Below are 14,149 nucleotides of genomic sequence, written 5' to 3'. Positions count from 1 at the left end.
CGACAGAAGTGACGGGATTATCGGTGTTCAATGGAATGTCTTGGGGTGGGAAATGGGTCAGGCTCATAAGCAGTCGGTTCATGTAGTGGAAGCAGCGGAGCAGATCTCCGTACTGATGGATGGCGAACTGGCGCTGCACGAAGTCGATGCCGTGCTGGGTCTCGCGAAAAGCGATGCCGGCATGTCCGACTGGGCCACTTACCAGTTGATCGGCGACACGCTGCGTTCGGAAGACCTGACGCACGCGGGTTCCACCACTGCTTTCCTCTCTCGTTTCTCCGCGCGCCTGGAAGCCGAGCCGCACGTACTGGTGCCGGCAGTGGCGCAGGCCAGCGCCCGCCACCGCCTGCTGGTCAGGCCGTCGTGGGTGCGCCGCGTGATGCCGGGCACCGCGATCGCCGCCGCCGTGGCAGCGGTCAGCTGGGTGGTCGTGCCGCAGATGCGCGGCCCCGCCACGCTGGCCACCCCCGATGCCGTGGTGGCGCGCGCCGACCAGCCCGCAGCCAGCCCGGCCTCTGGTATCGTCACCGTGGCGGCGGAAAGTCCCCAGATGATCCGTGACCCGCGCCTGGACGAATACCTGCGTGCCCATCGCACGTCGGTGGCAACGGATGCGTTCGTGCCCACCATGCGCACGGTTGCCAACGGTGCAAACTTTACTCAGGAAAATACGCAGGAATAATGCCGGACATGCTTAAAGGAGGGTCGCCCGCCTATGTAGCGGGCGCGCAGAAAATCAGGGCCCTGCGTAGGTCCTTTTTTCTGGCCTTGTGTCTGAGCGCTGCCGCGGCCACCGCACAGCCTTCAGACAGTACGCTGAACCGACGCGACGCCACCGCCTGGCTCAACAAGATCCACAAAGCCGCACAGCGCGAAAACTATGTCGGCACGCTGATCTACCAGCGCGGCAGCGTCATGCACGCCTCGCGTATCCAGCATTACAGCGATCTCGTCCACAACGAGTACGAACGCCTGGAAACGCTCGATGGCAAGCCGCGCGAGGTGCTGCGGCAGAATGACGTGGTGCACAGCCTGATCCCCGAAGCCAAGCTGGTGGTGGTGGAGAAGCAGGAAGCCAAGGACCGCTTCCCGGCGCTGCTCGCCACCAACAAGAACGACGTGCTGGACCTGTACGACATGCGCAAGATGCCCGCCGAGCGGGTGGCAGGCATGGAGTGCGAGGTCTTTGCGCTGGAGCCGCACGATGCCGCACGCTATGCGGTGCACCTGTGGGCGGAGAAAAACTCCGGCCTGCTGATGCGCGCGCAGACCATTGGCGACGGCGGCAAGGTGCTGGAGCAGGTCGCGTTCTCGCAGGTGCAGATCGGGGTGCCGTCCGAAAAGCAGCGTATCCTCGGGGCGATCAAGAATTCCAGCAGCTGGAATCGCTATGAGGTGACCTACCAGCCGACCAATATCGCCGACGAGGGCTGGTCGATTGCGGTGCCGCTCAAGGGCTTCCAGAAGATCCGTGAAGTCCGCCGTCCGCTCGGCGAACTGCGCGCGCCCGCGCCGGGCAACGCGCACGGCCAGGTCTTCGAAGTGCTGCAGGTCGTCTACAGCGATGGGCTGACCGGCCTGTCGGTCTTCATTGAACCGGTTTCCGAGCAACGCGTGCGCCGCGAGGGCGTGGCCGCGCTCGGCGCGACCCAGGTCGTGGTGCGCCGGATTGCCGATTTCTGGATTACCGTGGTGGGCGAGGTGCCGGCGAGCACCGTCCGGCAGTTTGCGACCGCCGTGGAATACCGCCCGCCCAAGGCGGTACACTGAGCTTGACGCAGGTGCAGCCGACGCCGCCGGACTCTGTCCCGGCGCCGGCTCCATGAAACTTGCGCAGGGGTCCCCGCCACGGGATCACATCCAGACGGTTTTTCTTCTATTTGCTGAATCCCGGGAGTTGTCGATGATGTTCAGATCTCCAGCCCTGGCGCGGGCCGTGGTCATGGCTGCCATAATGCTGCTCGGCCCGACTGTTGCCGAAGTCAGCCATGCCCAGGCTGCCGCCTCCAACTACAACCTGCCCGATTTCACCGACCTGGTGGAAAAGGCGAGCCCGGCCGTGGTCAATATCCGCACTACGGAACTCGTGCGCCAGCGCGGTGCGCCCGGCGGCGATGACGAGATGGCGGAATTCTTTCGGCGCTTCTTCGGCGTGCCGATGCCCGGTGCCCCGGCGCCCGGCGCCCCCCGCCGCGGCCAGCCGCCGCAGCAGGAAGAGCAGAGCCGCGGCGTGGGTTCGGGCTTCATCATCAGCCAGGACGGCTACGTGATGACCAACGCGCACGTGGTCGCCGATGCCGAAACCATCTATGTGACGCTGCCCGACAAGCGCGAATTCAAGGCCAAGCTGATCGGCTCGGACAAGCGCACCGACGTGGCGCTACTCAAGGTCGAGGCCAGCGGGCTGCCGCGCCTGCCGCTGGGCGATTCCAACAAGGTTCGCGCCGGCGAATGGGTGCTGGCTATCGGCTCGCCGTTCGGGCTGGACAACAGCGTGACCGCCGGCATCGTCTCGGCCAAGGGCCGCGACACGGGCGACTACCTGCCGTTCATCCAGACCGACGTGGCGGTCAACCCCGGCAATTCCGGCGGCCCGCTGATCAACCTGCGCGGCGAGGTGATCGGCATCAACTCGCAGATATACAGCCGCAGCGGCGGCTACATGGGCATCTCGTTCGCGATCCCGATCGACGAGGCGATGCGCGTGTCCGAGCAGCTCAAGGCCTCCGGGCGCGTGACGCGCGGGCGCATCGCCGTGGCCATCGGCGACGTCACCAAGGAGGTGGCCGATTCGCTGGGCCTGGGCCGTGCGCGCGGCGCGCTGGTCGGCAGCGTCGAGCCGGGTGGTCCTGCCGAGAAGGCGGGCATCGAGGCCGGCGACATCATCCTCAAGTTCAACGGCCGCGATATCGAGCGGGCCTCGGACCTGCCGCGCATGGTGGGCGAGACCAAGCCGGGCACGCGCGTGCCGCTGCAGCTGTGGCGCAAGGGCGCGACCCGCGACGTCACGATCACCGTCACCGAGCTGGAGCCGGACGGCAAGGCCAAGGCCCGCAGCGGCGCAACGCCCAAGGACGACAGCGCGGCGCAGGCCGGCAAGCCCAACGCGCTGGGCCTGGTGGTCAATGACCTGCCCGAGGCGCGCCTGAAGGAGCTCAAGCTCAAGTCGGGTGTCGAGGTGGAAGTGGCCGACGGCCCGGCGCTGCGTGCCGGCATCCGTCCGGGCGACATCATCCTGCGCCTGGGCGATACGGACGTGACCAACGCCCGCCAGTTCAACGAGCTGGTGCGTAGCCTGGACAAGAACCGGATTGCCGCGGTGTTCGTGCGGCGCGGCGACGCCACCCAGGTGCTGACGCTGCGTCCTGGCGCCACGTCCAGCCGCTGATCCGCCATGGCCGGTATGCCCGCGCTGACGCTGTACGGCCGGGCATACTGCCACCTTTGCGAAGACATGAAGGTCGCGCTGGAGCCGCTCCGGCGCGATTTTTCTTTCACCCTGCATGAGGTGGATGTCGATGCCGATGCGGGGCTGGAAGACCGCTTTGGCGAGCTGGTGCCGGTACTGATGCCAGGCACGCCGGCAGACTTGCAAGGCAGCGCCGTGGCGCTTTGCCACTATTTCCTCGACGAAGCGGCCGTAAGGGTGTGGCTTGCCGCACATGGTGGCGCGCACACCACCTGCTGATCCCCGCCGGTAACCGCCGCCCGCCGCGCCACGCCGCCATTTGACGACCCGGAAGTCATTGAAAATCCGGTAAAATTGCGGATTGGCGCAAAAATTGCACCCCCCGAACCTGCGGTACGCCCGCGCACGCCTTGCGGCGCGCGGCGCCGGGCCGCTCAACCGCTTGTTGCCGCGCGGGCTCTCACGCCGGCGCCCCCTGAACACTAGATGGACCATATCCGTAATTTCTCGATCATTGCCCATATCGACCATGGGAAGTCCACCCTGGCCGACCGGATCATTCAGCTTTGTGGAGGGCTGTCGGATCGGGAGATGGAAGCGCAGGTCCTCGATTCGATGGATATCGAAAAGGAGCGCGGCATCACCATCAAGGCGCAGACCGCTGCGCTCAGCTACAAGGCGCGCGACGGCCAGGTCTACAACCTGAACCTGATCGACACCCCGGGACACGTCGACTTCAGCTATGAAGTGAGCCGCTCGCTGTCCGCCTGCGAAGGCGCGCTGCTGGTGGTCGACGCCTCGCAGGGCGTTGAGGCGCAGACCGTGGCCAACTGCTACACCGCGATCGAGCTGGGCGTGGAAGTGGTGCCGGTGCTCAACAAGATCGACCTGCCGCAGGCCGATCCCGATAACGCGATCCAGGAGATCGAGGACGTGATCGGCATCGACGCGCAGGACGCCACGCCGTGCTCGGCCAAGACCGGGCAGGGCGTGCAGGACGTGATCGAGGCGCTGATCGCCAAGGTGCCGCCGCCCAAGGGCGACGCCGACGCGCCGCTGCAGGCGCTGATCATCGACTCGTGGTTCGACAACTACGTTGGCGTGGTGATGCTGGTGCGCGTGGTCAACGGCACCCTGCGTCCCAAAGACAAGGTACTGCTGATGGCCAACGGCTCACAGCACCTGGTCGAACAGGTGGGCGTGTTTACGCCGAAGTCGATCCCCCGCGATGCGCTGACGGCGGGCGAGGTCGGCTTCGTCATCGCCGGCATCAAGGAGCTGAAGGCGGCCAAGGTGGGCGACACCATCACCACCATGCAGCGCAAGGCCGAGGCGCCGCTGCCGGGCTTCAAGGAAGTCAAGCCGCAGGTGTTCGCCGGCCTGTACCCGGTCGAGGCCAACCAGTACGAGGCGCTGCGCGAGTCGCTGGAAAAGCTGCGGCTCAACGATGCCTCGCTGATGTTCGAGCCGGAAGTGTCGCAGGCGCTGGGCTTCGGCTTCCGCTGCGGCTTCCTCGGCCTGCTGCACATGGAGATCGTGCAGGAGCGCCTGGAGCGTGAGTTCGACATGGACCTGATCACCACCGCGCCGACGGTGGTGTACCAGGTCGAGATGCGCGACGGCACCGTGATCACCGTGGAAAATCCGGCGAAGATGCCGGACCCGAGCAAGATCGAGGCGATCCTGGAGCCGATCGTCACCGTCAATCTGTATATGCCGCAGGAATATGTCGGCTCGGTGATTACGCTGTGCACGCAGAAGCGCGGTTCGCAAATCAACATGAGCTACCACGGCAAGCAGGTGCAGCTGACCTACGAGATCCCGATGGCGGAAATCGTGATGGACTTCTTCGATCGCCTGAAGTCGGTGTCGCGCGGCTATGCGTCGATGGATTACGAGTTCAAGGAATATCGCCCGTCGGACGTCGTCAAGGTCGACATCCTGATCAACAGCGACAAGGTCGATGCGCTGTCGGTGATCGTGCACCGTTCGAACTCGCAATACCGTGGCCGCGAGGTCGCGGCCAAGATGCGCGAGATCATTCCGCGCCAGATGTACGACGTGGCGATTCAGGCCGCCATCGGCGCGAATATCATTGCGCGCGAAAACGTCAAGGCGCTGCGCAAGAACGTGCTGGCCAAGTGCTACGGCGGGGACATCACGCGCAAGAAGAAGCTGCTGGAAAAGCAGAAGGCCGGCAAGAAGCGGATGAAGCAGGTCGGTACGGTCGAGATCCCGCAGGAGGCTTTCCTGGCCATCCTGCAGGTGGACGACAAGTAAGAAGGCGCAGCGAGCAGGGCAGTGCCACGCGCGGCGGCTTGCCGCCGTGGTGAAAGAACAGGCTGTACCAGGATTTCAAAAAACCAGAAGCCGTCATGAATTTTGCACTGATCCTTTTTGTGCTGGTGGTGATTACGGGCGTCGCGTGGGTTGCGGACAAGCTCGTGTTCGAGCGGCAGCGCCGCTCTTCGGCGCGGCTGGCGCTGGCCGAGTTCGATTCGCGCCAGGCCGACCTGCAGGGCCGCTTCGGCGCGGCGGAAGCTGACGCCACGCGCAAGCGCCTGGCCGAGGAAAAGCTGCGCCAGCCGTGGTGGCTGGAGTATTCGGCCAGTTTCTTCCCGGTGATCCTGGCGGTGTTCGTGCTGCGCTCGTTCGTGGTCGAGCCGTTCAAGATCCCGTCCGGCTCGATGATCCCGACGCTGCTGATCGGCGACTTCATCCTGGTCAACAAGTACGAGTACGGCATCCGCCTGCCGGTGGTGAACAAGAAGGTCGTGGACATGGGCGAGCCGCAGCGCGGCGACGTGATGGTGTTCCGCTACCCGAAGGACCCGTCGCTCGACTACATCAAGCGCGTGATCGGCGTGCCGGGCGACGTGGTGCAGTATGCCAACAAGCGCCTGACCATCAACGGCAAGCCGGCCGAGTACACTGCGCTGCCGGATTTCCTGGACGAGGAGCGCCTGGCGTATTCCAAGCATTTCCGCGAAAAGCTGCCAGGCAGCGTCGATCATGGCATCCTGAACGACGCCGACCGCCCGTCGTTTATCGCGGGGGCGGACCCGGATTTCCCGTACCGGGAAAACTGCACTTACAATCAGCAGGGCGTGACCTGCAAGGTACCTGCGGGTCACTATTTCGTCATGGGTGACAACCGGGACAACAGCCTGGATTCCCGTTACTGGGGGTTCGTGCCGGATGAGAATATCGTCGGCAAGGCCTTTGTGATCTGGATGAACCTGGGCAATTTCGGACGCGTGGGAACGTTCAAATAAGAATCCCCGCGGCGCAAGAACACTCAACGCAAAACGAGGACAAGCGCATCATGGGTCAATTTGGGAAGGTGGGGGGCAGGAATCCGGTACGACGCCGGGCAGGCATGGGCGGGTTTTCCGTCTGGACGCTGCTGGTGATCGTGGTGTTCGTGATCGGGGTGGCCTTGCCGGCCCTGCGCGCGATCCCGAGTCTGGTGGAGTATTTTTCGGTCAAGCGCGCGGCCAGCTATGCCAAGCAGCGCGCCACCAACAAGCGCGAAGTGGTCGATTTTTTTGAGAAACAGGCAGTCATCGACCGGATTACCGCAGTCAAGGCCGAGGACCTCCTGATCCGGGAAGACGAGAACGGCACCATCCAGTCGGTCGATTTCTCGTACCGGACCGAGGTGCCCGTCTATGGACCCCTGAGCCTACTGATTACCTATTCAGGAACGCAGCACTGATATGAACCTTGACGCCTTGCAGCAACGACTCGGCTACCGATTCAGCAAGCCCGAATTGCTGCAACAGGCGCTGACGCACCGCAGCCACAGCGCCCAGCACAACGAACGCCTTGAATTCCTGGGCGATTCGGTGCTCAACTGCGCCGTGGCGGACATGCTCTATGGCATGTTCGGCAAGCTCGACGAGGGTGACCTGTCGCGCGTGCGGGCCAACCTGGTCAAGCAGCAGGCGCTGTACGAGATCGCCCAGATGCTGCAGTTGTCCGATACCCTGCGCCTGGGCGAGGGCGAACTCAAGAGCGGGGGCTTTCGACGCCCGTCGATCCTGGCCGATGCGCTGGAAGCCATCGTCGGCGCGGTGTTCCTGGACGCCGGCTTCGATGCCGCCCGGGCGCTGATCCGCAAGCTCTATATCCCGATCCTGGAGCAGGTCGATCCGCGCACGCTCGGCAAGGACGCCAAGACCCTGCTGCAGGAATACCTGCAGGGCCATAAGATCGCCCTGCCGCAATATAACGTAATCGCCACACACGGGGCCGCGCACAGCCAGCAGTTTGAAGTCGAGTGCACGGTGCCTAAACTGGAAGTCCGGGTGTTCGGCACCGGCGCCTCGCGGCGCGCCGCCGAGCAGGCCGCCGCCAAGCTGGCGCTGGACGAAGTCCAGAAGCTGGTGCCGCAGTTGCTCAAGCGCAGCCGCGCCGAGCGCACCGGCAAGACCCGCAAGCAACCCGTGCCGCAAGACCCACAGCTGTCTCTCAGGTTGAAGGAATGACCGAATCTACCCATCCGCAGCAAGACGCGGCGGATACCCCGGCCGCGGCGTTCCGCTGCGGCACCGTGGCCATCGTCGGCCGCCCCAACGTGGGCAAGTCCACGCTGATGAACGCGCTGGTCGGCCAGAAGATCAGCATCACCTCGCGCAAGGCGCAGACCACGCGGCACCGCATCGTCGGCATCCAGACCACGGATGACGCGCAGTATGTGTTCGTCGACACGCCGGGCTTCCAGACCCGCCACGCCAGCGCGCTGAACCGTTCGCTGAACCGCGCGGTTACGTCCACGCTGTCGTCGGTGGACCTGGTCCTGTTCGTGGTCGAGGCCGGCTACTACGGCGCCGACGACGAGAAGGTGCTGTCGCTGCTGCCGAAGAACACGCCGGTGCTGCTGATCGCCAACAAGCTGGACCGCGTCAACGGCGAGAACCGCTCGGAAGTGATGATGCCCTTCCTGGAAAAGATGGGGCAGCAGTTCCCGTTCCGCGAAGTGGTGCCGATGACGGCCAAGACCCACGACCATATCGCGCGCCTGTTCGCGATCATCCGGCCCTACCTGCCGGAAGGCGAGCCGATGTATGACGCCGACGCCATGACGGACCGCAGCGAGCGCTTCCTGGCCTCGGAGATCATCCGCGAGAAGGTGTTCCGCTGGACCGGCGACGAGCTGCCGTACACCAGCACGGTGATCATCGACAAGTTCGAGACCGAGGGCCGCCTGCGCCGCGTCTTTGCCACCATCCTGGTCGAGCGCGACGCGCACAAGGCCATGATCATCGGCAACAAGGGCGCCAAGCTCAAGCAGATCTCCACCGAAGCGCGCCTGGACATGGAAAAGCTGTTCGACGGCAAGGTCTACCTGGAAATGTGGATCAAGGTGAAGAGCGGCTGGGCCGACAACGAAGCTGGGCTGCGCGCGTACGGCTACGAGTGAGCATAACGGCGAGCGACCAGTGAGCAAGACGGCTGACATCGCGCGCGCGCCGGCGCCGGCGCCACGGTCCCGCCGCGCCGACCCCGTGGTCGACGAGGCCGCCGAACTGCTCGACAGCAAGGCGCTGCCGGGCATGGCCGACGCGGCTGCGCGCGCGATGATGGACCGCGCCATGCGCATCGTGCCGGCGCGGCCCGAGTCGCGCGTGGCCGAGCAGCCCGGCTTTGTGCTGCACGCCTGGCCGTATCGCGAGACCAGCCTGATCCTGGACCTGTTCACGCGCGACTACGGCCGCATCTCGATGGTGGCCAAGGGCGCAAAGCGCCCGCACTCCGCGCTACGCGCGGTGCTGCAGCATTTCCACCCGGTCTCGGTGTCATGGAGCGGCCGCGGCGAGGTCAAGACCCTGACCAAGGCCGAGTGGGTCGGCGGCATGCCGCCGCTGGACGGCGACGCGCTGCTGTCGGCGTTCTACCTGAACGAGCTGCTGATGCGCTTCTGCCCGCGCGAGGACGCGCATCCGGCCTTGTTCCGCCACTACCTGACGACGCTGACGCGGCTGGCGCACGGCGAGCAAGCCGGGCTGGTGCTGCGCAGCTTTGAACGCGTGCTGCTGCAGGAAACCGGCTTCGCGGTGGCCTTCGACCAGTGCCTGAGCACCGGCGAGCGGGTCCAGCCAGGCCTGGACTATGTCTACCAGCCAGAGCGCGGCGTGCGCCGCGCGCAGCCGAGCGACCCGTCGTCGTGGCCGGTGGTCACTGGCCAGACGCTGCTGGACATGGCGCAGGACGATTACAGCCGCGCGCAGACCGCCGCGCAAAGCCGCGCGCTGATGCGGTTCCTGCTGCATTATTATCTGCAAGGCGCGCCACTGAAGACGCGCCAGATACTGATCGACCTGCAGTATCTCTGACCGACTCAAGAACCATCCGACTTACTCCTGCACCTGCTCGCATGATCTTCCACGCAAATCCGGGCGTCATCGACCTTGGCGTCAATATTGACCACGTCGCCACGCTGCGCAACGCGCGCGGCACCGTGTACCCCGATCCCATCCGTGCCGCGCTGCTGGCGGAACAGGCCGGCGCCGACCTGATCACGCTGCACCTGCGCGAAGACCGCCGCCATATCCGCGATGCCGACGTGCGCGCGCTGCGCCCGCAACTGGCCACGCGCATGAACCTGGAATGCGCGATCACGCAGGAGATGCTCGACATCGCCTGTGAAATCTGTCCGCAGGACGTGTGCCTGGTGCCGGAGCGCCGCGAGGAAGTGACCACCGAGGGCGGGCTGGATGTGGCCGGGCGTTTCGAGCAGGTCAAGGCGGCGTGCGCGCAGCTGGCCGGCGCCGGCATCCGCGTGTCGCTGTTCATCGATGCCGATGCCGACCAGATCGCCGCCGCGGCCGCGTGCGGCGCGCCGGTGATCGAGCTGCATACCGGCCGCTATGCCGATGCGCATACGCCCGATGAGCAGGCGCTCGAGTTCCGCCGCATCGCCGATGGCGTCGATGCCGGCCAGAAGCACGGCCTGGTGGTCAACGCCGGCCATGGCCTGCACTACACCAACGTGCAGCCGATTGCCGCGCTGCCCGGCATCAAGGAACTGAACATCGGCCACGCGATCGTGGCGCATGCGGTGTTCGCGGGCTGGGAGAACGCGGTGCGCGAGATGAAGGCTATCATGGTCGCCGCGCGCCTGGGCACGCGCTACCCTGCCGCGGGCGCCCCGGCGTGATCTACGGCGTCGGCACCGACATCATCCAGATCGCCCGCGTGCAGGGCGTGATGGAACGCACCAACGGCCGTTTCGCGGAGAAGGTGCTGGGCCCCGATGAGCTGGCCAAGTACCACGCCCGCAAGGCGCGTTCCGAAAAGCGCGGGCTGGCTTTCCTGTCCACGCGCTTCGCTGCCAAGGAGGCGTTCTCCAAGGCCATCGGCCTGGGCATGCGCTGGCCGATGACGTGGCGCGCGATGGAGCTGATGAACCTGCCGTCCGGCGAGCCCACGGCGGTGTGCCATGGCGAGCTGGCCGCATGGCTGGCGGAACGCGGGCTCACCGTGCGGGTCAGTGTCAGTGACGAGCACGACTTTGCCGTCGCCTTCGCCATTGCCGAGCGTGCGGGCGGGGCGGCTTCCTAACCTACAGCCTTGTGAATCCAACAACTTCCATGTCCAAGAAGAACTCCGGCAAGCGGCCGGGCCCGGTGGTCCTCGACGTCGTCGGCAAGCAGCTCGACGCGGAGGATGCGCGCCGCATCGCGCATCCGCTGACCGGCGGCGTGATCCTGTTCGCGCGCAATTTCGAGTCGCGCGCGCAACTGCTGGCGCTGACGCGCGCGATCCGAGCAGTGCGCGACGACGTGCTGATCTGCATCGACCATGAAGGCGGGCGCGTGCAGCGCTGCAAGACCGACGGCTTCACCCACCTGCCGGCGATGCACCGCCTGGGCGGGCTGTGGGAGCGCGACGTGCTGGCCGCGACCAAGGCCGCCGTGGCCTGCGGCTACGTGCTGGCCGCCGAGCTGCGCGCCTGTGACATCGACCTGAGCTTCACCCCGGTGCTGGACCTGGACTACGGCCGCAGCGCCGTGATCGGCGACCGCGCCTTCCACGCCGATCCGCGCGTGGTGTCGATGCTGGCCGGCCACCTGAACCACGGCCTGCTGCTGGCCGGGATGAGCAACTGCGGCAAGCACTTCCCCGGCCACGGCTATGTCGAGGCCGATTCGCACGTGGCGATCCCGGTCGACGAGCGCTCGCTGGACGAGATCCTGGAGCAGGATGCGCGCCCGTATGAATGGCTGGGCCTGTCGCTGTCTTCGGTGATGCCGGCGCACGTGATCTACCCCAAGGTCGACCCGAACCCGGCCGGCTTCTCGCGCTACTGGCTGCAGGATGTGCTGCGCGCCCAGCTGGGCTTCGAGGGCGTGATCTTCAGCGACGACCTCAGCATGGAAGGCGCCAGCGTCGCCGGCAATGTCACCGAGGCCGCGCGCGCCGCGCTGACCGCGGGCTGCGACATGGTGCTGATCTGCAACCATCCGGAGCGCGCCGACCAGTTGCTTAGCGAGCTGGACGTGGGCATCGACAAGACCTCGCAGCGCCGCATCCGCAAGCTGTTCGCGCGCAGGAAGCCACTGGACTGGAACAAGCTGCACCAGGAAGGCGAGTACCGCGCCGCGCTGCGCATGCTGAAAGAGCACGACCTGATCGCCTGAACGGGGCTGCGTGCAGAAACAAAAATGGCAGCCGAGGCTGCCATTTTTGTTGACCGGCCCCGCGCTGAAGCGGGGCGAAGCGAGCGCCTTAGTTGGCGCGGCTACGGTATTCGCCGGTGCGGGTGTCGATTTCGATCTTGTCGCCGATGTTGCAGAACAGCGGCACTTGCAGCTCGAAGCCGGTATTGATCTTGGCGCCCTTGAGCACCTTGCCCGACGAGGTGTCGCCCTTGACGGCCGGCTCGGTGTAGACGATTTCGCGGACCAGCGTGGTCGGCATTTCAACCGAGATGGCCTTGTCGTTGTAGAACACCACTTCAACATTCATGCCGTCTTCGAGGTAGTTCAGCGAGTCGCCCATGCTGTCCTTCTCGACTTCGTACTGGTTGTAGTCGGCGTCCATGAACACGTACATCGGGTCAGCGAAGTACGAGTAGGTGCATTCGCGGCGCTCGAGCACCACGACTTCGAACTTGTCGTCGGCCTTGAACACCGACTCGCCCGGTGCCTCCGTCAACAGGTTCTTGTACTTCATCTTGACCACAGCGGCGTTGCGGCCCGACTTGTTGTATTCGGCCTTCTGCACGACCATCGGATCGCCGCCGATCATGAACACGTTACCGACGCGGAGTTCCTGTGCGATTTTCATCTGAACTGTTTTCCTGAAATAGAAAGTAGGAATTTGGAATGGCGAAGGCGCGCTGCCGGCATCACCTGCGGTGAGCCTGTGAGCCCCAACGAGAGGCGTTCACGCGCTCGCGACCCCGTGCTCAGCTTGCATTCAGGTCTTCGCCCAGTGTCAGTCTGACGCCTGGGAAAGGCCCTGGTTCTCCGGCCCGGTCGCCATTTGAATCAACCGATCATTTTACCTGATTTTCGCAAAACGCCACCAGGTTGGCGGCAAGATCGCCGGGATGCTGCATGCGCCGCTCCCAGCGCGGTGCGATTGCAGCAAGTGCCGGTAGGTGCGCACGCAGGCGCGGCCAGTCGAGGGGAACGCCAAAACCGTTCCAGGCGTGCCAGAACTCCGTCAGCGCGCTGGCCGCTTCCGGCGCCACGCCGCTCTGGCGAAACAGGTCGAGCCAGGCATCGAGCTTCGTCCGGTGCGCGGCATCGTCCTGCGGGTAGATATGCCACACCAGCGGCTGTGCCGCCCACTGCGCGCGCACGAAGGAATCCTCGCCGCGCACGAAGTTCAGGTCGCAGGCCCACAGCAGTTCGTCAAAGTGCTCCTGGCGTACGAAAGGGATCAGCTGCACGCACAGGCTGCCGCGTTGCACCGGATCGCCAATCCGCAGCGGGGTGCCCAGCCATTCGGCGACCTGGTCCGCGGCCAGGCCTGCGGGCACGAGGCAATGGACCGCCTCGGCGGCATCGCGCCATTGCTCCAGCAGCGCGGGCAGGGCCGGGTTGCGGTAGGCAAACAGGCTCACGCGCAGCGCATCGGGCCGGGGTGTCACGCTCAGCCGGTGCCACAAGGCCGCCTGGGCGGCCGTGCCGCTGAGGAAGGCTGCGCGCTGCGCGCCCAGCATCGATTCCCGCAGCAGGCCGCCGGTGCCCGGCTCGAAGCCGGGGAAGAAGAAATGCTTCACCAGCGGCAGCCGCGGATGGGGCGAGGGCATCGCATGGTGCTCCCGTACCCACGGCTCGGCGCTCAGGTATTCCAGGTTGATCCAGGCGGGTTTGGGGTCACGCGCGGCCATGCGGGCCAGGAAGGCTTGCGGCACATCGCAGGCGAAGGCTTCGATGACGGCATCGTGTGGCTCGACCCCGGCGGTGTCATCCACGTCGCTATCGCCACCCGGCCGCCACGGACGAATCTCCACGCCCGCCAGGCGCTGCACGGTGGCGCCGGTATCGAGTTCCGGCGCCAGCCGCGCGAAGCTGGCCAGGTCATCGACCCACAGCCGCACCGCGTGCCCATGCTCCTGCGCCAGCTGGCGGGCCAGCCGCCAGCAGACGCCGATGTCGCCGAAGTTGTCGATTACGGTGCAGAAGATGTCCCAGGAGCGGATAGGCATGACAGGTGAGGGGCGCGCGGGCGGGGCGCGCGCTGAATTGCTCTAAACTTGCGATTTTAGAGGCCATGCCGTTT

Annotated in this window: 15 protein-coding genes; 13 read left to right on the top strand and 2 right to left on the bottom strand. The window is 65.6% G+C overall.

Annotation, left to right across the window (positions count from 1 at the left end):
- The first annotated feature begins 52 nt into the window (after positions 1-52).
- The 13 genes from CNE_RS11910 (at position 53) to nagZ (ending at position 12,054) form a co-directional block, all read left to right on the top strand.
- The gene (locus CNE_RS11910; protein WP_013957367.1) at positions 53-682 is read left to right on the top strand and encodes a sigma-E factor negative regulatory protein; all 630 of its coding nucleotides are present in this window, start codon (positions 53-55) and stop codon (positions 680-682) included.
- 8 nt (positions 683-690) lie between these two features.
- On the top strand, positions 691-1,770 hold the full coding sequence (locus tag CNE_RS11905; protein WP_013957366.1) for a MucB/RseB C-terminal domain-containing protein: 1,080 nt from the start codon (positions 691-693) through the stop codon (positions 1,768-1,770).
- A gap of 133 nt (positions 1,771-1,903) precedes the next feature.
- Positions 1,904-3,388: a DegQ family serine endoprotease gene (locus CNE_RS11900; protein ID WP_013957365.1), complete on the top strand. Its 1,485-nt coding sequence runs from the start codon at positions 1,904-1,906 to the stop codon at positions 3,386-3,388.
- 15 nt (positions 3,389-3,403) lie between these two features.
- A complete protein-coding gene (locus tag CNE_RS11895) occupies positions 3,404-3,688 on the top strand; it encodes a glutaredoxin family protein (protein ID WP_041228427.1) in 285 nt (94 codons plus the stop codon).
- 207 nt (positions 3,689-3,895) lie between these two features.
- Positions 3,896-5,689 carry a translation elongation factor 4 gene (gene lepA / locus CNE_RS11890; protein ID WP_013957363.1) on the top strand — a complete coding sequence of 598 codons (1,794 nt, stop codon included), beginning with the start codon at positions 3,896-3,898 and terminating at the stop codon, positions 5,687-5,689.
- Between the two features lie 95 nt (positions 5,690-5,784).
- Entirely contained in the window at positions 5,785-6,684 is a 900-nt protein-coding gene (gene lepB / locus CNE_RS11885; protein WP_013957362.1) for a signal peptidase I, read from the top strand.
- A gap of 50 nt (positions 6,685-6,734) precedes the next feature.
- Positions 6,735-7,127, top strand: coding sequence for a DUF4845 domain-containing protein (locus CNE_RS11880; RefSeq protein WP_013957361.1), 393 nt, complete (start codon positions 6,735-6,737; stop codon positions 7,125-7,127).
- Between the two features lies 1 nt (position 7,128).
- A complete protein-coding gene (gene rnc / locus CNE_RS11875; RefSeq protein WP_010814690.1) occupies positions 7,129-7,899 on the top strand; it encodes a ribonuclease III in 771 nt (256 codons plus the stop codon).
- Positions 7,896-8,834 carry a GTPase Era gene (gene era / locus CNE_RS11870; protein WP_013957360.1) on the top strand — a complete coding sequence of 313 codons (939 nt, stop codon included), beginning with the start codon at positions 7,896-7,898 and terminating at the stop codon, positions 8,832-8,834. The genes rnc and era overlap by 4 nt, the downstream gene beginning before the upstream one ends.
- Before the next feature lie 19 nt (positions 8,835-8,853).
- Entirely contained in the window at positions 8,854-9,747 is an 894-nt protein-coding gene (gene recO / locus CNE_RS11865; RefSeq protein ID WP_013957359.1) for a DNA repair protein RecO, read from the top strand.
- A gap of 41 nt (positions 9,748-9,788) precedes the next feature.
- Positions 9,789-10,571: a pyridoxine 5'-phosphate synthase gene (pdxJ, locus tag CNE_RS11860; RefSeq protein WP_013957358.1), complete on the top strand. Its 783-nt coding sequence runs from the start codon at positions 9,789-9,791 to the stop codon at positions 10,569-10,571.
- Entirely contained in the window at positions 10,568-10,975 is a 408-nt protein-coding gene (gene acpS, locus CNE_RS11855) for a holo-ACP synthase (RefSeq protein ID WP_013957357.1), read from the top strand. Before pdxJ ends, acpS begins: the two co-directional genes overlap by 4 nt.
- Positions 10,976-11,004: 29 nt before the next feature.
- The gene (gene nagZ, locus CNE_RS11850) at positions 11,005-12,054 is read left to right on the top strand and encodes a beta-N-acetylhexosaminidase (RefSeq protein WP_013957356.1); all 1,050 of its coding nucleotides are present in this window, start codon (positions 11,005-11,007) and stop codon (positions 12,052-12,054) included.
- Positions 12,055-12,142: 88 nt separating this feature from the next.
- Here nagZ and efp read toward each other — a convergent pair whose 3' ends face one another.
- Entirely contained in the window at positions 12,143-12,703 is a 561-nt protein-coding gene (gene efp, locus CNE_RS11845; protein ID WP_013957355.1) for an elongation factor P, read from the bottom strand.
- A 211-nt stretch (positions 12,704-12,914) separates the two neighbouring features.
- Positions 12,915-14,075, bottom strand: coding sequence for an elongation factor P maturation arginine rhamnosyltransferase EarP (earP, locus tag CNE_RS11840; RefSeq protein ID WP_013957354.1), 1,161 nt, complete (start codon positions 14,073-14,075; stop codon positions 12,915-12,917).
- Between the last annotated feature and the right edge of the window lie 74 nt (positions 14,076-14,149).

It is taken from the genome of Cupriavidus necator N-1, from assembly GCF_000219215.1.
Taxonomy (GTDB): domain Bacteria; phylum Pseudomonadota; class Gammaproteobacteria; order Burkholderiales; family Burkholderiaceae; genus Cupriavidus; species Cupriavidus necator.
Note: the sequence above shows the minus strand (reverse complement) of the source record. Positions and strands in the feature narration are given on the sequence as shown.